Source organism: Klebsiella sp. w6 (assembly GCF_033100215.1).
Taxonomy (GTDB): domain Bacteria; phylum Pseudomonadota; class Gammaproteobacteria; order Enterobacterales; family Enterobacteriaceae; genus Klebsiella; species Klebsiella variicola.
The window spans coordinates 3,576,525-3,598,865 of sequence record NZ_CP136907.1; the positions used below are offsets into that span (position 1 = coordinate 3,576,525).

Annotated in this window: 17 protein-coding genes, 2 tRNA genes and 3 other RNA genes; 12 read left to right on the forward strand and 10 right to left on the reverse strand. The window is 57.6% G+C overall.

Annotated elements, in window-relative coordinates:
- Nucleotides 1-17: 17 nt before the first annotated feature.
- Entirely contained in the window at nucleotides 18-755 is a 738-nt protein-coding gene (locus R0140_RS17760; RefSeq protein ID WP_008805956.1) for a phosphatase, read from the reverse strand.
- An 88-nt stretch (nucleotides 756-843) separates the two neighbouring features.
- The gene (ghrA, locus tag R0140_RS17765) at nucleotides 844-1,782 is read right to left on the reverse strand and encodes a glyoxylate/hydroxypyruvate reductase GhrA (RefSeq protein WP_008805955.1); all 939 of its coding nucleotides are present in this window, start codon (nucleotides 1,780-1,782) and stop codon (nucleotides 844-846) included.
- A 268-nt stretch (nucleotides 1,783-2,050) separates the two neighbouring features.
- Here ghrA and R0140_RS17770 point away from each other — a divergent pair.
- From R0140_RS17770 to R0140_RS17795, 6 genes are all read left to right on the forward strand, one after another.
- Nucleotides 2,051-2,138: transfer RNA gene (locus tag R0140_RS17770), tRNA-Ser, on the forward strand.
- Between the two features lie 43 nt (nucleotides 2,139-2,181).
- A non-coding RNA gene (locus R0140_RS17775) (RtT sRNA) lies at nucleotides 2,182-2,320 on the forward strand.
- A gap of 43 nt (nucleotides 2,321-2,363) precedes the next feature.
- Nucleotides 2,364-2,502: non-coding RNA, RtT sRNA (locus tag R0140_RS17780), on the forward strand.
- A gap of 43 nt (nucleotides 2,503-2,545) precedes the next feature.
- Nucleotides 2,546-2,684: non-coding RNA, RtT sRNA (locus R0140_RS17785), on the forward strand.
- Nucleotides 2,685-3,391: 707 nt separating this feature from the next.
- Nucleotides 3,392-4,255 (forward strand): arginase family protein, encoded by an 864-nt coding sequence (locus R0140_RS17790; RefSeq protein WP_012542255.1) that lies wholly within the window; start codon nucleotides 3,392-3,394, stop codon nucleotides 4,253-4,255.
- A 94-nt stretch (nucleotides 4,256-4,349) separates the two neighbouring features.
- Nucleotides 4,350-4,922: a TetR/AcrR family transcriptional regulator gene (locus R0140_RS17795; protein WP_086070752.1), complete on the forward strand. Its 573-nt coding sequence runs from the start codon at nucleotides 4,350-4,352 to the stop codon at nucleotides 4,920-4,922.
- A 189-nt stretch (nucleotides 4,923-5,111) separates the two neighbouring features.
- On the opposite strand, the gene R0140_RS17800 is transcribed toward R0140_RS17795, so the two are convergent.
- Entirely contained in the window at nucleotides 5,112-6,017 is a 906-nt protein-coding gene (locus tag R0140_RS17800; RefSeq protein WP_004141420.1) for a LysR family transcriptional regulator, read from the reverse strand.
- A 114-nt stretch (nucleotides 6,018-6,131) separates the two neighbouring features.
- Between R0140_RS17800 and R0140_RS17805 the strand changes: the two genes are divergently transcribed.
- The 3 genes from R0140_RS17805 (at nucleotide 6,132) to R0140_RS17815 (ending at nucleotide 7,920) form a co-directional block, all read left to right on the forward strand.
- The gene (locus R0140_RS17805; RefSeq protein ID WP_008805952.1) at nucleotides 6,132-6,992 is read left to right on the forward strand and encodes a pirin family protein; all 861 of its coding nucleotides are present in this window, start codon (nucleotides 6,132-6,134) and stop codon (nucleotides 6,990-6,992) included.
- Between the two features lie 18 nt (nucleotides 6,993-7,010).
- The gene (locus R0140_RS17810; protein WP_086070753.1) at nucleotides 7,011-7,688 is read left to right on the forward strand and encodes an isochorismatase family protein; all 678 of its coding nucleotides are present in this window, start codon (nucleotides 7,011-7,013) and stop codon (nucleotides 7,686-7,688) included.
- A gap of 144 nt (nucleotides 7,689-7,832) precedes the next feature.
- Nucleotides 7,833-7,920: transfer RNA gene (locus tag R0140_RS17815), tRNA-Ser, on the forward strand.
- A 456-nt stretch (nucleotides 7,921-8,376) separates the two neighbouring features.
- On the opposite strand, the gene phoH is transcribed toward R0140_RS17815, so the two are convergent.
- From phoH to efeU, 4 genes are all read right to left on the reverse strand, one after another.
- On the reverse strand, nucleotides 8,377-9,165 hold the full coding sequence (gene phoH, locus R0140_RS17820; RefSeq protein WP_002898923.1) for a phosphate starvation-inducible protein PhoH: 789 nt from the start codon (nucleotides 9,163-9,165) through the stop codon (nucleotides 8,377-8,379).
- Between the two features lie 504 nt (nucleotides 9,166-9,669).
- Nucleotides 9,670-10,953 (reverse strand): iron uptake transporter deferrochelatase/peroxidase subunit, encoded by a 1,284-nt coding sequence (efeB, locus tag R0140_RS17825; RefSeq protein WP_046882482.1) that lies wholly within the window; start codon nucleotides 10,951-10,953, stop codon nucleotides 9,670-9,672.
- 4 nt (nucleotides 10,954-10,957) lie between these two features.
- Nucleotides 10,958-12,085, reverse strand: a complete 1,128-nt coding sequence (gene efeO, locus R0140_RS17830; protein WP_008805949.1) for an iron uptake system protein EfeO — start codon at nucleotides 12,083-12,085, stop codon at nucleotides 10,958-10,960.
- A 51-nt stretch (nucleotides 12,086-12,136) separates the two neighbouring features.
- A complete protein-coding gene (gene efeU / locus R0140_RS17835; protein WP_008805948.1) occupies nucleotides 12,137-12,967 on the reverse strand; it encodes an iron uptake transporter permease EfeU in 831 nt (276 codons plus the stop codon).
- 270 nt (nucleotides 12,968-13,237) lie between these two features.
- On the opposite strand from efeU, the gene R0140_RS17840 reads away from it, so the two are divergent.
- Nucleotides 13,238-14,422, forward strand: coding sequence for a NupC/NupG family nucleoside CNT transporter (locus R0140_RS17840; RefSeq protein ID WP_012968585.1), 1,185 nt, complete (start codon nucleotides 13,238-13,240; stop codon nucleotides 14,420-14,422).
- Nucleotides 14,423-14,453: 31 nt separating this feature from the next.
- Here R0140_RS17840 and R0140_RS17845 read toward each other — a convergent pair whose 3' ends face one another.
- A complete protein-coding gene (locus R0140_RS17845; protein ID WP_008805946.1) occupies nucleotides 14,454-14,888 on the reverse strand; it encodes a DUF3574 domain-containing protein in 435 nt (144 codons plus the stop codon).
- A 134-nt stretch (nucleotides 14,889-15,022) separates the two neighbouring features.
- Entirely contained in the window at nucleotides 15,023-16,531 is a 1,509-nt protein-coding gene (gene putP / locus R0140_RS17850) for a sodium/proline symporter PutP (protein ID WP_008805945.1), read from the reverse strand.
- A gap of 421 nt (nucleotides 16,532-16,952) precedes the next feature.
- Between putP and putA the strand changes: the two genes are divergently transcribed.
- Both putA and R0140_RS17860 read left to right on the forward strand, forming a co-directional pair.
- On the forward strand, nucleotides 16,953-20,915 hold the full coding sequence (gene putA, locus R0140_RS17855) for a trifunctional transcriptional regulator/proline dehydrogenase/L-glutamate gamma-semialdehyde dehydrogenase (RefSeq protein WP_317703870.1): 3,963 nt from the start codon (nucleotides 16,953-16,955) through the stop codon (nucleotides 20,913-20,915).
- Nucleotides 20,916-21,166: 251 nt separating this feature from the next.
- Nucleotides 21,167-21,562: a lysozyme inhibitor LprI family protein gene (locus tag R0140_RS17860; protein ID WP_012968588.1), complete on the forward strand. Its 396-nt coding sequence runs from the start codon at nucleotides 21,167-21,169 to the stop codon at nucleotides 21,560-21,562.
- On the opposite strand, the gene rutR is transcribed toward R0140_RS17860, so the two are convergent.
- A complete protein-coding gene (gene rutR, locus R0140_RS17865) occupies nucleotides 21,559-22,197 on the reverse strand; it encodes an HTH-type transcriptional regulator RutR (RefSeq protein WP_004204508.1) in 639 nt (212 codons plus the stop codon). The genes R0140_RS17860 and rutR overlap by 4 nt on opposite strands.
- Nucleotides 22,198-22,341: the final 144 nt, after the last annotated feature.

Genomic DNA, 22,341 nt, shown 5'->3' on the forward strand with positions numbered 1-22,341 from the left:
TATTCCAGTTATACAAATTAAAGGTCAGCAAATTCCGGGATCGCCGGCATGCCCCGCGACTCGAGGAAGTTGAGCAGGCGACGCGGAGAAACGTTGAGGATCCTCTCCTCCGGGAAATCGACCGCATCAAGGATCTTGCGGCATTCGGTAAATTCCCCGAGGGTAAAGGCAGTGTGAGAGTCCGAGCCCAGCGCCACCCATCCCCCGGCATCACGCACCGCCGCAGCGATAGCTCGACAGTTATCTTCACTGCCCACGCGCGATGAAATAAAAGAGGAGTTATTAATCTCCAGCGCCACCTGATAGCGGGCCGCCGCTTCGGCAATAGCCGGGATATCCACCGGGAATTTCGGATTACCCGGATGGCTAATCATATGCACCTTACCGCTGGCCATCGCGGCAATCATCGCCTGCGTATGGGTGTCTCGATCCTGCGGCGGGAACACCGGCTCATGGAATCCGGCAATGATCAGATCAAGCGAGGTTAACATCGGCCCGGAGCAGTCGATCTCACCTTCGATATTTTTAATATTCGACTCAATACCGCGCAGGATCCCCACCCCGTCTACCAGACGGGGCCAGATGCGCATATTAACGAAGTGCCAGTAGTGCGGGGCATCCGCCATATCCGGGCCATGGTCGGTGATGGCGAAGAGTTTGATCCCTTTACGCTTTGCTTCCGCAATATAATCGTGCAGGGTGCTGTAGGCGTGGGTGCTGGCGACGGTATGCATGTGCAGGTCAACGGGATACATCACATTCTCCTCTTCTGTTTGCCGCAAGAATAGCAGGAAACCGGGCTATTGATTAGCAAAAACCCCGCCGTGGCGGGGTTCTCTCGTCTTAATAACCGCGCTGGCGGTCAACCTGACCGCTTACCGGTTCCCCTCGCTCAAGCCGGCTAATGGTCTCCGCAATGTAGGTGATAGCTTCCATTGGACGGGTCACTGCCGCCACATGGGGGGTCATGGCCACCCGCGGATGTGCCCATAGCGGGCTCTCCTGCGGCAGAGGTTCGCGACTGAAGACATCGAGCATCGCCCCTTTGAGCTTACCGCTGTTCAGCGCCGCCAGCAGATCCTCTTCAACGACATGCACGCCGCGAGCAAGGTTGAGGACATAGCTCTCATCCGGCAACTGCGCCAGCAGCGTTTGGTTAATAATACCGGCGGTTTCGGCGGTATTCGGCAGCAGGTTGATCAGCACGCGAGTGCCCTGCAGGAATTCGCCCAGTTCGGCCTGACCGGCGAAGCTCTGTACCTGTGGCCAGGATTTGCGGCTACGGCTCCAGACGCGAAGCGGGAACCCCCAGGGTTGCAGACTTTCCGCAACCTTCGCCCCCAACACGCCGGCTCCCATAATCCCGACAGTGAATTCGTCGGCGCGATACTCGGGCAGCGGCTGCCAGCGGGAAGCCAGCTTCAGCGCCTGATAGTCATCAAAGCGGCGGAACCAGTGCAGCACCTGGCTCACGGCATACTCCTGCATCTGTCGTCCCATACCGGTATCTTCGAGGCGAAACAGCGGGATCGACAGCGGCAGCATATCCGGATGGTCACGCAGCTTGCTGAGAATAGAATCTACCCCCGCCCCGAGGGCAAACACGGCCTTCAGCGCCCGGCCCTGCAGCATCTCTACCGGCGGATGCCAGACCAGGGCATAGTCCGCCGGCTGGTTGTCACCCGCTTTCCACTCGCGCACCCGCGCCCCGGGTAACTGTTTTTCCAGCTCACGGATCCAGAATGGGGTATCAAAGGTCTGATGGTAAAAAATAATCTCCATAGGGGCTCCTGATAGCAGACGCCTTTGGCCGATTGACGCTGGCGTCTTATTTTACTCATTGTTTTCTATTGGTTTGCCAGCATAACAAATTTCCCCCGAGCGAAAAGGGAAAAGGCACTGGCGACAAAAAAAACGGATTTCGCACGTTTAAGGAGCAAGTTGCTCGAAGTTTGTCTAAACGCGCTTTTTTTGCAAAAAGTTGATTGACGGGCGATACGTATTTCCCTACATTAGCGCCCGTTCCCGACAACAACGGGAAAGACAATATGGTGAGGTGTCCGAGTGGCTGAAGGAGCACGCCTGGAAAGTGTGTATACGGCAACGTATCGGGGGTTCGAATCCCCCCCTCACCGCCATATTCGAGATGAGAGCCTGTACGCAAGTACGGGCTTTTTTCTTTTATATTCTCCGCTGGGGGGGATGAGAACCCCCGACCGGGGTTCGACAACTGGCAACGCCAGTTGGACAGACCGCGCACGCAGTAAGCGGGCTGCCCCGCAGGGGCGAGCGAAGCGAGTCAATCCCCCCCTCACCGCCATATTCGAGATGAGAGCCTGTACGCAAGTACGGGCTCTTTTCTTTTATATTCTCCGCCGGGGGGGATGAGAACCCCCGACCGGGGTTCGACAACTGGCAACGCCAGTTGGACAGACCGCGCACACAGTAAGCGGGCTGCCCCGCAGGGGCGAGCGAAGCGAGTCAATCCCCCCCTCACCGCCATATTCGAGATGAGAGCCTGTACGCAAGTACGGGCTCTTTTCTTTTATATTCTCCGCCGGGGGGGATGAGAACCCCCGACCGGGGTTCGACAACTGGCAACGCCAGTTGGACAGACCGCGCACACAGTAAGCGGGCTGCCCCGCAGGGGCGAGCGAAGCGAGTCAATCCCCCCCTCACCGCCATATTTTAAGAAGAGCTCGTACGCAAGTACGGGCTTTTTTTTCGCATGTGGCACTCACCAGGGGGATGAGAACCCCCGACCGGGGTTCGACAACTGGCGCAGCCAGTTGGACAGACCGCGAGCCCGCGAGCGGGCTGCCCCGCAGGGGCGAGCAAAGCGAGTCAATCCCCCCCTCACCGCCATATTCGAGATGAGAGCCTGTACGCAAGTACGGGCTTTTTTCTTTTATATTCTCCGCTGGGGGGATGAGAACCCCCGACCGGGTTCGACAACTGGCGCAGCCAGTTGGACAGACCGCGAGCCTGCGAGCGGGCTGCCCCGCAGGGGCGAGCGAAGCGAGTCAATCCCCCCCTCACCGCCATATTCGAGATGAGAGCCTGTACGCAAGTACGGGCTTTTTTCTTTTATATTCTCCGCTGGGGGGGGATGAGAACCCCCGACCGGGGTTCGACAACTGGCAACAGACATTACGCAGTATTGTCAAAGCCAGACTCTGCTTCACACGATTAACAGCGCAGCGAAGATGTTCGCCAACACTATCCCCTCTTCCGCTTTGAGCCACCCGGCATAACGAAAATCATATCGCTCCGGATGGTGTACGTTATGCATTAACGAAAAGTGCTTTGTTACTTGCGTATCGACCGTAATACAATGTAAAAGTGAATGAACGTTCATTCACTTTAGCGCATGACAACACAGAAGGTACCAATGACTAGCAAAACACTGCGACTTATATTTCCTCAATGGCAAGGCGGTAACAATCCTCCCTACTATCTTGGCTCGCAGCTCCTCTCGTTTCTCTCTCCTGAAGCAAAAGGGCCCGTTGAGATCGTTCCTGTTGAGTTACCAACAACAGAGCCATTGCCAGGGATTAATGGCATCACGGCTAAGCCATCCCTCATCAGGCAACTCAATAATGCTGCCGCACTGATTGAAAAACATGATCCCAATAGCATTGTCATTTTAGGCGGAGACTGCCTGGTTTCGCTGGCGCCTTTCGCCCACCTGCTCGATAAGTTCGGAGACAAACTCGGTGTGCTCTGGATTGACTCGCATCCTGACGTGCAGACGGCTGAACAATATCCAAACGCGCATGCCCATGTGCTTGGTGCGCTAATGGGTACGGGTGATAACGATTTAGTTGCCCATGTAAAAACCAAACTTAATCCGTCAAAAATAATGATTGCCGGTATCCACGCGCCACTTCCTTATGAAGCTGAATACCTCACTCGCCATAACATTACGACGCTAGCACCTGAACAGGTTAAAAGCGGTGCAGATGAAGTCCTGGAGTGGATAGCGAAAGAAAAGATTGCGTATCTGGCGATCCATATCGATCTGGACGTACTCGACCCATCTCTGTTCCGCTCCATTCTTTTTGCAAAACCGGGGCGCGGAAAACACGATTTTGGCGACGTTGCTGAAGGCAAACTGACGATTGAGGATGTACTCAATCTGATAGCGGCAGCGACGACAAAAGCAGTCCCCGTTGGCCTGACAATCGCTGAACATTTGCCCTGGGACATGCTGAATCTCAAGAACATGCTCAGTGAATTACCCCTTCTAAAGTAAGACGAAATCCAGGAGCCAGACGACAGAGTTTAGCTCTGGCTCCTTGCATAAAAGCGCGTTAAAGTCTGGACACCGAATTTACCAAGATGCCGATATGTTAAAAAAAACCGAAACCTACCATAAGTTGATTACGGCTGCTGCTGCCTGCTTTGCGGAAAAAGGCTTTAGTGCGACAAGCGTACGTGAAATCTCTACCCGGGCAGGAATTAGTCAAGGAGCAATGTATACGTATTTCAAAAGTAAGGATGAGCTTGTTAAGGCTATTGTACTGGAAGAACAGAACTCCGCGCTGACTGCCCATAATGCGACCTATGCAGGCTCTTATTTTGATCGCCTTTGTGCACAAGTCACGTCCTGTATTAGCGAGATCGGTTACCCTATCACGCATCAACTTTGGGTTGAAATCATGGCTGAGTCTGCGCGTAATCCAGAACTGCGAAAAACGTATATCTCCAGTGATGACATCATGCGGAAAAGCTTCGCGCGGCTCATCCAGGAGGGTATCGCTGCCGGAGAGTTTCGCCGTGATATTAACCTTGAAGAAATCACGATCATTATTTTTGCCCTTATTGACGGTTTAATCACTCGTCAGGCAATAAACACGACCTTCTCATTCAAGGATGATCTGCCAATGTTTTTTGACGTTATGGCAAAATTGCTTAAATAATACCAGACGGTCATAGTAAAACGATGTATCGAAAAAACCAGAGGTTGCTTATAACAGCCAACGCTCTCAAGCGGCAAACGACTCACACAGTGAGCAATCTTTCACGAGCCTACGCGATTGCGAAGAGTGCGTGAAAAAGTACGGACGCTTTTCACATATGAGTTCCGGCAAAAAACCTCTGCCTACCCATCAATCTTCCTCCATCCGCTGATACTCTTCGCTGAGGTAGTCCACCAGCGCCCTGACGGAGGGCAGCAGCCCGCGCCGTGAAGCAAACACTGCATGGATCACTTCCCGCCGCGGCTGCCACTCATCCAGTACCACCTCTAATTCCCCTGACGCCAGCTGATCGCGCACCATTAATAAAGGAAGCTGCACCACGCCGACGCCGGCCATCGCCGCCTCGCGCAGCGCCAGCATATCGGTGGTCACCATTCGCGGCGTGAAATACACCTCCGCCCTTGCCCCCCCGGGCCCGGTAAGCTGCCATTTATGCTGATGCTTGTTCGCTCCCAGGCTGAGTCCCGGCCAGGCGCTCAGCTCGGACGGCGCCTGCGGGCGTCCGAGCCGGGAAATGAGATCAGGACTGGCCACCAGCCGGTGCCCGCGGTCCGCCAGCACGCGCATCACCAGATCGCTATCCTCGATGGGCCGGGGACGGACGCGGATCGCCACATCAATCCCCTCCCCGACCACATCCACCCGGCGGTTGGTCGCCTCAAGGTGCAGCGTTACCCCGGGATAGCGCGCCATAAATCGCGCCAGCATCGGTCCAATATGGACATGCAGCAAGGTGACCGGACAGGTGATCCTGACGCTACCGCGCGGCTCGGCGCGCAGCGTCTCGACCGCCTGCTGCGCCGCCTCGGCCTCTATCAGCATCGCTTTGCAATGCTGATAAAAGGTCTGCCCGACCTCGGTGACCGCGAACTGACGGGTGGTTCGCTGGATCAAACGCACGCCCAGCCGCTCCTCGAGTTGCGCAATGCGGCGGCTGAGCTTGGATTTCGGCTGGTCAAGCGCTCGCCCCGCCGCGGCGAAACCGCCATGGTCTACCACCTGGACAAACCAGGCGAAGTCATTGAGATCCTGCATCCTTCCTCCATTGTTCCATTTTTGGAACAGTATAGGTCATTTTTGCTCACTACCGCATACGTCGTCCCGGATATAAGCTTATTCACATCAGATACCGATACACAGGAGAAAGCCATGAAACAGATTACAGGAGTCTACACCGCGCCTGCGCAGCATTGGGTAGGCGACGGCTTCCCGGTTCGTTCGATGTTTTCTTATCAGACGCACGGCCAGCAGCTGAGCCCCTTCTTACTGCTCGACTATGCCGGGCCGTACACCTTCCCGGCGGGCAGCGATAAACGCGGCGTCGGTGAGCATCCGCATCGCGGATTCGAAACCGTCACCATCGTCTACGCCGGTGAAGTAGAGCATCGTGACTCCACCGGACGCGGCGGGGTGATTGGCCCGGGCGACGTGCAGTGGATGACGGCGGGCGCCGGGATCCTGCACGAAGAGTTCCACTCGGAGGCCTTCACCCGCAGCGGCGGCGAGCTGAAGATGATCCAGCTGTGGGTCAACCTGCCCGCCAAAGACAAAATGACGGCCCCCGGCTATCAGAGCATTACCGCCGGGACGATCCCCACCGTCGCGCTGGCGAATGGCGCCGGACAGGTTCGGGTTATTGCCGGCCAGTATGACGACGTCAGCGGCCCGGCCCATACCTTCTCACCGCTTAACGTGTGGGATCTGCAGCTGAATCAGGGGCGCGACCTCACGCTGCGCCAGCCGGAAGGCTGGAGTACCGCGCTGGTGGTGCTGGAAGGGGAAGTGATCATCAACGGTTCCGAGTCCGCCCGCGAAGGTCAGCTCGCCGTCCTGAGCCAGACAGGAGACGCCCTGCATCTGGAGGCGACCGCCCAGGCAAAAGTTCTGCTGATGGCCGGCGAACCGCTGCAGGAGCCGATTGTGGGCTATGGCCCCTTTGTCATGAATAACAAAACGCAGATCGCAGAAGCCGTTCGCGATTTTAACAGCGGCCGTTTTGGCCAAATCTAACTGATTGAGGTGAATACTATGTCTACTCCCGCTAACTTTAACGGTGCTCGTCCGGTGATTGATGTTAACGATACCGCCATGCTGTTGATTGACCACCAGAGCGGCCTGTTCCAGACCGTCGGCGATATGCCGATGCCAGAGCTGCGCGCTCGCGCCGCCGCGCTGGCCAAGATGGCGTCGCTTGCCGGGATCCCGGTGATCACCACCGCCTCCGTGCCACAGGGGCCGAACGGTCCGCTGATCTCGGAGATTCATGAAAACGCGCCGCATGCGAAATACATCGCCCGTAAAGGCGAGATTAACGCCTGGGATAACCCGGAATTCGTCGCCGCGGTGAAAGCGACCGGTCGTAAGACGCTGATTATCGCCGGGACTATCACCAGTGTCTGCATGGCCTTCCCGGCGATTGCCGCTGTCGCCGATGGGTATAAAGTGTTTGCCGTGATTGACGCTTCCGGCACCTACAGCAAAATGGCGCAGGAAATTACCCTGGCTCGCGTGGTACAGGCTGGCGTAGTGCCGATGGATACCGCCGCCGTCGCCTCTGAGCTGCAGCGCACCTGGAATCGCCCGGACGCCGCAGAATGGGCGGAGGTGTACACCAAAGTCTTCCCGGCCTACCAGCTGCTGATCGAAAGCTACAGCAAAGCGCAGGACGTGGTGAAGAATAACGAACAGCTGGATTCTCAGCGCTAAAACCCCGCCCCGCTGTACCGCAGCGGGGTGTTGTTCATTGCGTGAGCGAACGGTAGAGAAAGAAGAAAATATGCTTGACCGTTTTAACGCAACTCCCTATAGTAGCGCCCCGTTGCCCACCCAAGGTGAGCAGCAAGACAATATGGTGAGGTGTCCGAGTGGCTGAAGGAGCACGCCTGGAAAGTGTGTATACGGCAACGTATCGGGGGTTCGAATCCCCCCCTCACCGCCATATTTTAAGAAGAGCTCGTACGCAAGTACGGGCTTTTTTTTCGCATGTAGCACCTGCCGGGGGGGATGAGAACCCCCGACCGGGGTTCGACAACTGGCAACGCCAGTTGGACAGACCGCGAGCCTGCGAGCGGGCTGCCCCGACAAAAACGCCGGGAGCGTTTTTGAACAACGCCTGCGTTGGCCCCGCAGGGGCGAGGCCCATGGATGGGCCGAGTAACGGCGAGCGAAGCGAGTCAATCCCCCCCTCACCGCCATATTTTAAGAAGAGCTCGTACGAAAGTACGGGCTTTTTTTCGCTTGTGGCACCGCAGACATCCCCGGGGTCGGCAGCAATGCCTCTCCCGGGCTACCAGACCCTACCCGCCAGGTAGCCCGGCTAAGCGCAGCGCCGCCGGGAGGATGCCCAAAAACAACAAGGCCCGGGCTAGCCCGGGCCTTGCTCACAGTATGACGATTAATAATAGGCTTTCAGCGTCCGCTGGCAGAGAGCCGAGCGCACGCAGTCATCGGTGGTGAAACGCACGATGCCGATCATCTCGTCTTCCTCAAAACGCGCCAGCGCATCACTCAGGCCAGATCTCACACCAGAGGGCAAATCGCACTGGGTGATATCGCCATTGACGATGACCGTCACGTTCTCCCCGAGGCGGGTTAAAAACATCTTCATTTGCGCTGCGGTCACGTTCTGGGCCTCGTCCAGAATCACCACCGCATTTTCAAAGGTACGTCCGCGCATATAGGCGAACGGCGCGATTTCCACCTTGCCGATTTCCGGACGCAGGCAGTACTGCATAAAGGAAGCCCCCAACCTTTTCACCAGCACATCGTAAACCGGTCGGAAATAGGGCGCGAACTTCTCGGCGATATCTCCCGGTAAGAAGCCAAGATCTTCATCGGCCTGCAGAACGGGACGGGTAACAATAATTCTGTCCACATCCTTATGGATCAGCGCTTCAGCTGCCTTCGCCGCACTGATCCAGGTCTTGCCGCATCCGGCTTCGCCGGTGGCGAAAATCAGCTGTTTATTGTCGATGGCATTCAGATAATGCGCCTGAGCTTCATTGCGCGCCTCAATTGGGGAAGTATCACGGCTGTCCCGCGCCATGCCAATTGCTTCTACGCCACTCATTTGCACAAGCGATGTGACCGATTCTTCTTCACGCTGTTTATGGCTACGTGAATCCCGTCTCAGCACACGTTTTGCTTCACGACGAGCTTTGATCACTGCTTTTTGTCTTCCCATGGATAGCACCTTGCGTTGTAGGTTTACATCACACGCGTCAACATCGACGCGACTATGCGCACGAACGATTGAGGTTTGGCTTCCTTGTAAGCCATTGCTTGCCGGTAGAACTGACAACGAGTCGCGGCTACGCGCACCGCGTACCCTGCCAAGGTGGTAATAATTCGAAGCGGAGGGAGAAAGAGTAAGAAAATCGCTGCCGGAAGCGGGGCTTCCGTGCTGAAGAGTACGGTCTGTGGTTTTACGTTGTCCGGTACGGGACCTTACCATTCGCGATCTCCATAGTGAAACGTCACACTGCCGGGAACTACCGCGTATGTAATAAGTACATCAAAAAAGATTCTTAATGCAACTTATTTTTCACAATGACGCAACAAATAGTTCTTAAGCAAGTGTAGGAGACTATCGGTCATTTGTATTACAGAAATATAACACATGGCAGGAAATATAATAAAAAAGAGAAAAACAGCAGAAAACGCCCTGCCCTCACGGACAGGGTCGGTATCAGGCCTGCAGCAGCGACTCTCCCAGATAGTGTTTTTCATCCACTACGCCGGGTAAAACAAAGAAGTAGCCCCCGCCGATGGGTTTGACGTACTCCTCCAGCGCCTCGCCGTTAAGCCGTTTCTGCACCGTCAGAAAACCCTTTTCCAGATCGTGCTGATAGCAAACGAATAACAGCCCCATATCCAGTTGTCCGGCGTTAGTGACGCCCAGCGAATAGCTGTAGCCGCGGCGCATCATCAGGCTGGACTGGGTTTCCGGCGTGCGAGGATTGGCCAGACGAATATGGCTATCCAGCGCAATGACTTCGCCGCCAGGATCTTTACTGTAATCCGGGGTATCGTGTTCGTTTTTCATCCCCAGCGGCGCACCGCTGTGCTTGTCGCGGCCAAAGATCGTCTGCTGCTCCTTGAGCGGCGTCCGATCCCAGAACTCCACGTGAAACTGGATAATTCGCGCCGCCTGATAGCTGCCGCCCACGGTCCAGGCCGGCTCGTCCTGATCGGCTGTCACCCACACGACTTTATCCATCAGCGCGCTGTCGTGGCTCGGCGGGTTAGCGGTGCCGTCCTTGAATCCCAGCAGGTTGATCGGGGTCTCTTTGCCTTTACTGCGCGCCGCGCTGTCGGAGATAAACCCTTCCCGCTTCCAGCGCACGCTCAGCAGATCCGGCGTATGTTTGATGACATCGCGCAGGGCGTGGATCACCGTATCCTGAGTATTGGCGCAGATCTGCAGCAGCAGGTCGCCATGGCACAGGGCGGCATCCAGTGAATCGTTGGGGAAGCGGGTCATCGGCTGCAGTTTTTTCGGCGCTTTATCCGCCAGGCCAAAACGCTCATCAAACAGTGAATGGCCAACCGAGACGGTCATGGTCAGGTTATCCGGTGCAATCCACGCCCCTAAGATGCCGGAATCCATCGGCGGCAGCCGGGGATTCGGCGTATCCGGCGCCGGGCCGCCCTGGGTTAAAAAGGCGATACGCTGGGTCAGCAGCCGAAACAGCCGCTCGAGGTCGGCTTTATCGGCCGCCAGCACATCGAACGCCACCAGCATCATCGAGGCCTGCTGCGGCGTCAGGATGCCCGCCTGATGCGGGCCGTAGAAGGGCTGTTTTTCCTGACGGGCGTCGGGTGTGAGCGTCCCCGGGGAACTTTCTGCTTTTGCCGCATGCGCCACCGGACAGCCGCCGGTGATGGCCAGCGCGCCGCCAAGCGCGCCGATCCCTTTCAGTAAGCGACGACGTGACGGCTCGTTCACGTCGTGTGGTTTCTGTTGTGCCATCGACTTAGTCCAGACCCAGGATCCCGCGCAGCTGAGCCAGATCTTCCGCCAGGGTGGTGATCGGCCCTTTCAGCGCATTACGGTCAGCGGTGGTCAGCTTATCGTAGGTCTCGAAACCGTCTTTGGTGCGATATTTGCTGAGGATGCTGTCCACTTTCTTAAAGTTGGCGTCCACTTTCGCCAGCAGCGCGCTGTTCTCTTTTTGTAGCTGCGGACGCAGCAGGTCGACGATTTTCTGTGCGCCGTCAATGTTGGCCTGGAAGTCCCACAGGTCGGTGTGGCTGTAACGATCTTCTTCGCCGCTGATCTTGCTGGCTGCGACTTCCTCAATTAATCCTGCCGCCCCGCCCACCACTTTTGACGGCGGGAACGCCAGCTCGCTGATGCGTTTTTGCAGCTCCAGCACATCGCTGTTCAGCTGATCGGCATATTTTTCCATGCCCTTGACGCTGTTATCACCAAACAGCGCTTTTTCCAGACGGTGGAAACCGGTGAATTTCGGATCTTCCGCTTTTTTCTCGAAGTCGTCTTCGCGGGCGTCGATGCTGCCGTCAAGGTCAGAGAACAGCTCGGCAATCGGCTCAATGCGCTCGTAATGCTGGCGCGTCGGGGCGTACAGCGCTTTCGCTTTTTCGATATCGCCCGCTTTCACCGCGTCGGTAAAGGCTTTGGTGCCGCTGACCAGCTGCGCGGTTTCCGCCGTCACATAGGCCTTATAAGCGGTGATCGCGTCGCCGAGGCTCAACACCGCATCCGCTTTCGCCGCGTCTTTGGTTGCTTCGCCGGTGACAATCAGTTTCCCTTTCGGGTTGGTGAGCAGGCCGCAGGTCATATCATATTCGCCTGGCTGCAGGTTAGCGGTGAGCTTTTGGGTAAAGCCCGGCGCGATGTTCTCACGCTCTTCCACCACCATGACCCCTTTCAGAATTTCCCACTCCAGCGCTTTCTGGCTATGGTTCTGAATAATAAACTGGGTTTTACCCGCTTTAACGGTCACCTGCATCGGCTCGCACTGCTTGTCGTTGACGGTGACTTTGACCTGCGGGATATCCGCAGCCTGAGCACCCAATGCAGAGCTGAGCAGCGCGGCCACGGTCGCCCGCAGCGCATTACGGCGAAAATGAATCATCATGATCATCCCTTTCGGTAAGTAGAGTGTCGCTTATAAGCTCGCAGCGCCCGGTCAGGCAGCCCGCGAGGCAGTGGTATTATTCCGCGGCGGCAGGGCAAACAGCACCAGCGCCGGGATCAGATAAAGCAGATAGACCGCCACTTCGCTAACGCTCGGGGTCTCCTGGTAGCCGAAGATCCCTTCAAGCAGTGTGCCGAACAGCGTATGCGTCGACAGCACGTTGCTCAGATCGAAGGCCGTATCCTGGAACAGGTTCCACAGGCCAGCCTCGTGGAAGGCGCGGATCGCCCCCGCGGCCAGGCCAGCGGCCACCAGCAGAATAAACAGGCTGGTCCATTTGAAGAACACGCCGAGGTTAAGGCGGATACCGCCCCAGTAGAGCAGGAAGCCCAGCACGATTGCCGTGGCCAGGCCCAGCAGCGCCCCCAGCGGCGGCCAGATGCCGACATCCTGCTGGAATGCCGCCAGCAGAAAGAAGACCGACTCCAGCCCCTCACGAGCAACGGCGAAAAAGACCATCATCACCAGCGCCCAGCCATGGTGATTACCGCGCTGCAGCGCCTTGTCCACGGCCTGCTCCAGTTGCTGTTTAACGTTGCGCGAGACATTGCGCATCCAGAAGACCATCCACGTCAGGATCACTACCGCGATGACCGCGACGATCCCCTCGAACAACTCCTGTTCGCGCTGAGGAAATTCCCCGGTGGTTTCGTTGATAAAAATGCCTAAGCCAAGACACAGCGCCGCCGCGAGGATCACGCCAATCCACATCACGCCAATCCAGTTGCCGCGCTGGGTGCGTTTCAGATAGCTGGCGATCAGGCTGACAATCAGCGCCGCCTCAAGGCCTTCGCGTAACATAATGAGAAATGGGACAAACATGCCAATACCCTTAAATGTAAAGCACCGTCAACGAATGCAAAAACAGGTAATATTTATGATAGTGATTATCATTACAATACTCAGAAACACAAGCGAAATATTTAGAGAATGATGACTATCTGTAAATAAATCGCTGGCAAATAATGACTTACGAAAATATTCGCCTGTTATGAGGGAAAAGAATAAGCAAAGGATTTTTTACGCCAGATATTTACCCGTGGCGGCGGCTATGGCTAAATGGCGGCCTTATTGACCTGCGAAAAGAACAACATGACTGCATTTTTTCATTTCCTGCTGGCGCTGGTGGTGATCCTCGCCCTGGCCTGGCTTGTCAGCTACGACAGACAAAATATTCGTATTCGTTACATTCTCCAGTTGATTATTATCGAAATAGCGCTCGCCTTCTTTTTCCTGCACGCAGAAAGCGGCCTGTGGCTGGTGAAAAATATCTCCGGCTTTTTTGCTTCACTGTTAGGCTTTGCCGCCGAAGGGACCAATTTCGTCTTTGGCGGCATGAGCGAAAAAGGGTTAGCCTTTATTTTCCTGGGCGTCCTGTGTCCGATTGTGTTTATTTCCGCGCTGATTGGTATTCTTCAGCACTGGCGGATCCTGCCGATTTTCATTCGTGTCATCGGTACCCTGCTGTCGAAGGTAAACGGCATGGGTAAGCTGGAATCTTTCAACGCCGTCAGTTCGCTGATCCTCGGCCAGTCGGAAAACTTCATCGCCTACAAAGGCGTGCTGGGCGACCTCTCCTCACGGCGTCTGTTCACCATGGCGGCGACGGCCATGTCGACCGTATCGCTGTCGATTGTCGGCGCCTATATGACCATGCTGGATGCCAAATATGTCGTCGCGGCGCTGATCCTGAATATGTTCAGCACCTTTATCGTGCTGTCGGTGATTAACCCGACGCGGCCGGACAGCGAGCAGGAAATAAAACTCGAGAAGCTGCACGAATCGCAGAGTTTCTTTGAAATGCTCGGGGAATATATTCTGGCCGGCTTTAAAGTGGCGATGATTATTCTGGCGATGCTGATCGGCTTTATCGCCCTGATCAGCGCCATTAACGCGCTGTTCGCTACCCTGTTTGGTCTCAGCTTCCAGCAGATCCTCGGCTACGTCTTCTATCCGCTGGCCTGGCTTATCGGTATCCCGCTGAGCGATGCGCTGAACGCCGGCAGCATCATGGCCACCAAACTGGTCGCTAACGAATTTGTGGCGATGATTGAGCTGCAAAAGATTGCCGCCAGCATGACGCCGCGCGGGCTCGGCATTCTCTCGGTCTTCCTGGTGTCGTTTGCCAACTTTGCCTCGATCGGCATTATCGCCGGGGCGATTAAAGGCCTGAATGAACCGCAGGGCAATATTGTCTCCCGCTTCGGCCTGCGGCTGGTGTATAGCGCCACGCTGGTGAGCCTGCTTTCCGCCAGCTTCGCCGGGCTGGTGCTGTAAGACAAACGGCGGGGCTGCCCCCGCCGTTTACTCAGAACTGCACGCAGACCGGCTGGTCGACACGCATCACCGACTCCTGCGCGAAGCGTGATTTATAGCCCTGGCGCAGGGCTTCAATACCGGCCTCGCTCTGCGCATCGTTGCCATGGATCACCATCAGCGCCTTACTCTGCTCCCGCACCACCTGACCATTCTGGCCAAGCCACTGGCCGCGGGCATCAAACACCGTCAGCCCATCGCGAAAGCGCGGCGTGACGTCGCGGTCGACAAACTGTTGCCACTCTTCAGCAGTGATGTCTTTCCCCGCCGGGCGGCTCAGGCCGAAATAAAGCGTGGTTTGCACCATGGACCGATCCGCCGGGCAGGCGCCGGGCTTCGGCGCGCGGGTCGACGAACTTCCACCCGCCACGCAGCCGCTGAGTAACCCTGCCAGCACCAGCGCCATTGCACCCTGTCTGAACGTCATCTTTGCTATCCTCATTGTTATTAGTCAGGAAATATCAGCGGATTTTCAAATAATTAGCAAGGGTTATAATATTCCGGCCCGGCAACAGGCAAAAAAAAGCCCGCCAACGGCGGGCTCGTGAGCGTCAGATGACCTTACTCAGCCGTGGCGCGTACCGGCGGCGGCGTATGATAATGGGCATCCGCTTCGGCGAAGCGCTGCTGCATGCTGGCCGACGGCGCTTTATCCAGCAGGCTAAAGACCACAATCCCCAGGCTACCGAAGATAAAGCCCGGAATAATTTCATACAGGCCCAGCCAGCCAAACTGCTTCCAGACGATCACGGTCAGGGCGCCAATCACCATCCCGGCCAGCGCGCCGTTACGGGTCATGCGCGACCACATCACCGAGAACAGCACCACCGGACCAAAGGCGGCGCCGAAGCCAGCCCAGGCGTAGCTCACCAGTCCCAGCACGCGGTTTTCCGGATTGGCCGCCAGGGCAATCGCCACCAGGGCAACCACCAGCACCATCATACGGCCCACCCACACCAGCTCTTTCTGGCCGGCGTTTTTACGCAGGAAGGCTTTATACAAATCTTCGGTGATTGCGCTGGAGCAGACCAGCAACTGACAGCTCAGGGTGGACATCACCGCCGCCAGAATCGCCGACAACAGGATCCCGGCAATCCACGGGTTAAACAGGATTTGCGCCAGTTCGATAAACACGCGCTCGGCATTCTGATTAACCGCGCCCGCCAGGCTCGGGTTGTTATTGAAGTAGGCGATACCAAAGAAGCCGACCGCCACCGCGCCCGCCAGGCACAAGATCATCCAGGTCATACTGATGCGACGCGCGTGGACGATGCTGTGGTGCGAATCCGCCGCCATAAAGCGCGCCAGAATATGCGGCTGACCGAAATAGCCCAGCCCCCAGCCCATCAGCGAAATAATTGCCACGAAGTTCAGCCCCTTGAGCATGTCGATATTTTCGATGCTCTTTTGCTTAATGACTTCCAGCGAATCCCCAAAGCCGCCGACGGAAATAATCACGATCACCGGGGTGAGGATCAGGGCAAAAATCATCAGGCTGGCCTGCACGGTGTCGGTCCAGCTGACGGCGAGGAAACCGCCGACGAAGGTATAGATAATCGTCGCCGCCGCCCCGGCCCACAGTGCGGTTTCATAACTCATGCCGAAGGTGCTTTCAAACAGACGCGCCCCCGCCACAATTCCCGATGCACAATAGATGGTAAAGAACAGCAGAATAACCAGCGCTGAAATAATTCTCAGCACCCGGCTTTTATCTTCAAAACGGCCGGTAAAATAATCGGGCAGCGTCAGGGCGTTATTATTCACCTCGGTATGCACGCGCAGGCGCCCGGCTACCAGCTTCCAGTTAATCCACGCCCCCAGCGTTAAGCCAATGGCAATCCAGCTTTCGGAAATCCCGGAGAGAAAAATGGCGCCCGGCAGGCCCATCAGCAGCCAGCCGCTCATATCCGAGGCGCCGGCGGAAAGCGCGGTCACAAATGGCCCCAGACTCCGCCCCCCGAGAATATAATCATCAAAGTTTTTGGTCGAACGCCAGGCTATAAACCCTATTAAAACCATACCAAAAATATAAACAATAAATGTCACCAGCATCGGTGTGCTAATAGCCATGCAAAGTCTCCAGAATTTTTATCGACAGCATCCCGCTTCGTCGTTTTTTTCCACTACCGGAACGGGGTAATGGTGCGTTGTTTAATTGGGCGACCGTATCCTGACGGAAGCTTCGGTTTTTCACAAATGATTTAACACAGCATTTACACGAAAACCCGACAGCGCAAAACGTCATTTTTTTAGAGGTTGCACTCTCTCACGTTTTTAAAGGTTGCACCAAACAAAAGTGTTAACTCACGCATACAAATACCCTATGAGCACGGGGTTAAAATTCTGCTATTTTAGGCATTATTTTTAACAAATCCGCCATTTCACGGCTTGCGTCACAAGCCATAATTAACAAGGTTGCACAAAGTTGCAACATAGTGGATATTTCCATGCAACCGCATAAGCCTAACGATAAATGACAGGAGTTTTGAGCATGGGCACCACCACCATGGGTGTTAAGCTTGACGACGCAACTCGCGAGCGCATTAAGTCCGCCGCGAGCCGTATTGACCGCACGCCGCACTGGCTGATTAAACAGGCCATCTTCAATTATCTGGAAAAGCTGGAAAACGATGAGACGCTGCCTGAGCTGCCGGCGCTTCTGAACGGCGCCGCCAATGAAAGCGATGAAGCGGGTTCACCGGCGGAAGAGCCGTATCAACCGTTCCTCGAATTTGCCGAGCAGATCCTGCCGCAGTCGGTGAGCCGCGCAGCGATCACCGCCGCCTGGCGTCGCCCGGAAACCGACGCGGTACCGATGCTGCTGGAGCAGGCCCGACTGCCGCAGTCGCTGGGCGAACAGGCGCACAAGCTGGCGTATCAGCTGGCGGAAAAACTGCGCAACCAGAAGACCGCCAGCGGCCGCGCCGGCATGGTGCAGAGTCTGCTGCAGGAGTTCTCCCTCTCCTCACAGGAAGGGGTGGCGCTGATGTGCCTGGCGGAAGCCCTGCTGCGTATTCCGGATAAAGCCACCCGCGATGCGCTGATCCGCGACAAAATCAGCAACGGCAACTGGCAGTCGCACATCGGCCGCAGCCCGTCGTTGTTCGTCAACGCCGCCACCTGGGGGCTGCTGTTTACCGGGAAACTGGTGTCGACCCATAACGAGACCAGCCTCTCCCGCTCCCTGAACCGCATCATCGGTAAGAGCGGCGAACCGCTGATCCGCAAGGGCGTGGATATGGCGATGCGCCTGATGGGCGAGCAGTTCGTCACCGGCGAAACCATCGCCGAAGCGCTGGCTAACGCCCGCAAGCTGGAAGAAAAAGGGTTCCGCTACTCCTACGATATGCTCGGCGAAGCGGCGCTGACCGCCGCCGACGCTCAGGCCTATATGGTCTCTTATCAGCAGGCGATCCACGCCATCGGCAAAGCCTCCAACGGCCGCGGCATTTATGAAGGGCCGGGCATCTCCATTAAGCTCTCCGCTCTGCACCCGCGCTACAGTCGCGCGCAGTATGACCGGGTGATGGAAGAGCTTTACCCGCGTCTGAAATCGCTGACCCTGCTGGCGCGCCAGTACGATATCGGCATCAACATCGACGCCGAAGAGGCCGATCGCCTGGAGATCTCCCTCGATCTGCTGGAAAAACTGTGCTTCGAGCCAGAGCTGGCCGGCTGGAACGGCATCGGTTTTGTTATTCAGGCCTACCAGAAGCGCTGTCCGTTTGTTATTGATTACCTGATTGACCTCGCCACCCGCAGCCGCCGTCGCCTGATGATCCGTCTGGTGAAAGGCGCCTACTGGGATAGCGAAATCAAACGCGCGCAGATGGAAGGCCTCGAAGGCTATCCGGTCTATACCCGCAAGGTTTACACCGACGTCTCCTACCTCGCCTGCGCGAAGAAGCTACTGGCGGTGCCGAACCTGATTTACCCGCAGTTCGCTACCCACAACGCCCATACCCTGGCGGCTATCTACCAGCTGGCGGGCCAGAACTACTACCCGGGCCAGTATGAGTTCCAGTGCCTGCACGGCATGGGCGAACCGCTGTACGAGCAGGTGGTGGGCAAAGTCGCCGACGGCAAACTGAACCGGCCGTGCCGGATCTACGCCCCGGTGGGCACCCACGAAACGCTGCTGGCGTATCTGGTGCGCCGTCTGCTGGAAAACGGCGCCAATACCTCTTTCGTCAACCGTATCGCGGACAATACCCTGCCGCTGGACGAGCTGGTGGCCGACCCGGTCAGCGCAGTAGAAAAACTGGCGCAGCAGGAAGGCCAGGCCGGCCTGCCGCATCCGAAAATCCCGCTGCCGCGCGATCTCTACGGCAGCGGCCGCAGCAATTCCGCCGGTCTCGATCTGGCGAACGAGCACCGTCTGGCCTCCCTCTCCTCTTCCCTGCTCAACAGCGCCCTGCATAAATGGCAGGCATTGCCGATACTGGAGCAGCCAGTGGCCGAAGGCGAAATGCAGCCGGTGGTTAACCCGGCAGAGCCGAAAGATATCGTCGGCTACGTCCGCGAAGCCAGCGACGCCGAAGTGCAGCAGGCGCTGACCAGCGCTATCAACAATGCGCCGATCTGGTTCGCCACCCCGCCGCAGGAGCGCGCCGCCATTCTTGAGCGCGCCGCGGTGCTGATGGAAAGCCAGATGCCGACCCTGATGGGGATCCTGGTGCGCGAGGCGGGTAAAACCTTCAGCAACGCCATCGCCGAAGTACGCGAAGCCGTCGACTTCCTGCACTATTATGCCGGCCAGGTGCGCGACGATTTCGATAATGAAACCCACCGCCCGCTGGGCCCGGTGGTCTGTATCAGCCCGTGGAACTTCCCGCTGGCGATCTTCACCGGCCAGATTGCCGCCGCGCTGGCCGCCGGCAATAGCGTGCTGTCGAAACCAGCCGAGCAGACGCCGCTGATCGCCGCCCAGGGCGTGGCGATTCTGCTGGAGGCCGGCGTGCCGCCGGGCGTTATTCAACTGTTGCCGGGCCGCGGGGAAACCGTGGGCGCCGCGCTAACCTCCGATGAGCGCGTACGCGGCGTGATGTTCACCGGCTCCACCGAAGTGGCGACGCTGCTGCAGCGCAATATTGCCAGCCGCCTCGACCCCCAGGGTCGCCCGACGCCGCTGATCGCTGAAACCGGTGGGATGAACGCGATGATCGTCGACTCGTCGGCGCTGACCGAGCAGGTGGTGATCGACGTCCTGGCTTCCGCGTTCGACAGCGCCGGCCAGCGCTGCTCCGCCCTGCGCGTCCTCTGCCTGCAGGAAGAGGTCGCCGACCATACGTTAACCATGCTGCGCGGCGCCATGAGCGAGTGCCGGATGGGCAATCCGGGCCGGCTGACCACCGATATCGGCCCGGTTATCGACACGGAAGCGAAAGAGAATATTGAACGCCATATTCAGGCGATGCGCGCCAAAGGCCGCACCGTCTACCAGGCTGTGCGCGAGAATAGCGAAGACGCCCGCGAATGGCGCCACGGAACCTTCGTGCCGCCGACGCTTATCGAACTCGATAGCTTCGACGAGCTGAAAAAAGAGGTCTTCGGCCCGGTGCTGCACGTGGTGCGCTATAACCGTAACGAGCTGGACAAACTGGTGGAGCAGATTAACGCCTCTGGCTACGGCCTGACGCTCGGCGTGCATACCCGCATCGACGAGACCATCGCCCAGGTCACCGGCAGCGCGAAGGTGGGCAACCTGTACGTCAACCGCAATATGGTTGGCGCGGTGGTCGGCGTGCAGCCGTTCGGCGGCGAAGGGTTGTCCGGTACCGGTCCGAAAGCCGGCGGTCCGTTGTATCTGTACCGTCTACTCTCCAGCCGTCCGCAGGACGCGGTTGGCGTGACCTTCGCCCGCCAGGATGCGGAGCGCCCGCTGGACGCCCAGCTGAAAACGCTGCTGGAAAAACCGCTGCAGGCGCTGCAGCAGTGGGCGGCGGGCCGTCCTGAGCTGCAGGCGCTGTGCCAGCAGTACAGCGAGCAGGCGCAAAGCGGCACCCAACGCCTGCTGCCGGGGCCAACCGGCGAGCGCAATACCCTGACGCTGATGCCGCGCGAGCGCGTGCTGTGCGTCGCGGATAACGAACAGGATGCGCTGATCCAGCTGGCGGCTGTGCTGGCGGTGGGTTGTGAAGTATTGTGGCCGGACAGCGCCCTGCAGCGCGATCTGGCGAAGAAGCTGCCTCGGGAGGTCAGCGAGCGCATTCGCTTTGCCAAAGCGGAGCAGTTACCTGGCCAGGCCTTCGACGCGGTTATCTACCACGGCGATTCCGACCAGCTGCGCGAGCTGTGCGAGCAGGTGGCGGCGCGCGACGGGGCGATTGTCTCGGTGCAGGGCTTCGCCCGCGGCGAAACCAACCTGCTGCTGGAGCGGCTGTATATTGAGCGCTCGCTGAGCGTTAACACCGCGGCGGCAGGCGGTAACGCCAGCCTGATGACCATCGGCTAAAACAGGCGCCCCCGGTGGCGCTGCGCTTACCGGGGCTACATAACACCGCCAAAGGCACGGGGGACGGCCTGTATTGTAGGTCGGGTAAGCGTAGCGCCACCCGACAACATAACAATACAACGAGGTAGCCCGGATAAGGCGCTGTGCGCCTCCATCCGGAAAATCGGCGCTGTGATCAGCTAATGACAGCCGACGTCAGCTGTGTTTAATTAAGGCTCCCGGACGGGAGCCTTTTTTATGGGAGCAGAACAATGAAACGCACGTTATTTGCCGTGATGGCCCTGCTGGCCAGCGGCGCGGCGCTGGCGGACGAGTGCAGCAACGCCAATACCCAAACCGAAATGAATCAGTGCGCGGCCGCGCAGTATCAGGCGGCCGACAAAAAACTGAATGACACCTGGCAGCAGGCCCTGCAGCGGGCGGTGGGTAAACAACAAACATTACTGAAGCAGGCGCAGCAGGCATGGATCGCCCTGCGCGACGCCGATTGCGCCTTTCTCGCGTCCGGCGCCGAAGGCGGCAGCATGCAGCCGATGCTGATAAGCCAGTGCATGACCGATAAGAGCGTGGAGCGGGAGTCTTTCCTCGCCTCGCTGCTGCAGTGCGAGGATGGCGATCAAAGCTGCCCGCTGCCGCCGGCCAATTAACGGACGCGAATGCCTTCGATAATCATCCGCTGGACATTATCGACCGTTTGTTCAAAAAAGGCCGCATCCTGCAGCGTGGCGCCGGTGACCGCCTCCACCTGGGTGGCGAAGTCGGCGTAATGCTGGGTGGTGGCCCAGATCATAAAGATTAAATGCTGCGGATCGACCGGCGCCAGCTTGCCGCGGTCGATCCAGCCGGAGACAATCGCCGATTTCTCATCAACCAGCGCTTTCAGGTCCCCGGTCAGTTCGCCCATCAGCAGCGGCGCCCCCTGCAGCATCTCGAGGCAGAAAAGCTTCGAGGCCTGGGGGTGATCGCGGGACACCTCCAGCTTCAGGCGAATATATTCGCGGATCGCCACCAGCGGGCTGATATCCTCGCGAAACGCCTTCAGCGGCGCCAGCCAGATGGCGAGGATCTGCTGCAGGACAGCCACATACAGCGCCTCTTTCGAAGGGTAGTAATAGAGCAGATTGGTTTTCGATACCCCGGCGCGCTCAGCCACCTGCTCCAGTCGCGTACCGTGAATACCAAATTGCGAAAATGCCTCCAGCGCGGCGGCCAGGATGGCCTCCTTTTTGGCGCTGACCGCTTGTGAACGTTTGCCGTTTTTCTTCACCGCGCCCTGTGCCATACATCCTCTCCTTCAGTTGACGCCACCAGCATAGCAAAAGCCCCGCGCCGACACGACCCCGTGCACCCTGATTGCGCATGACTGCCGTTTTTTCGTGCACTGATTTTGACCATCCAGTCCACTTTTTTATCGTCCTTTTTAGCA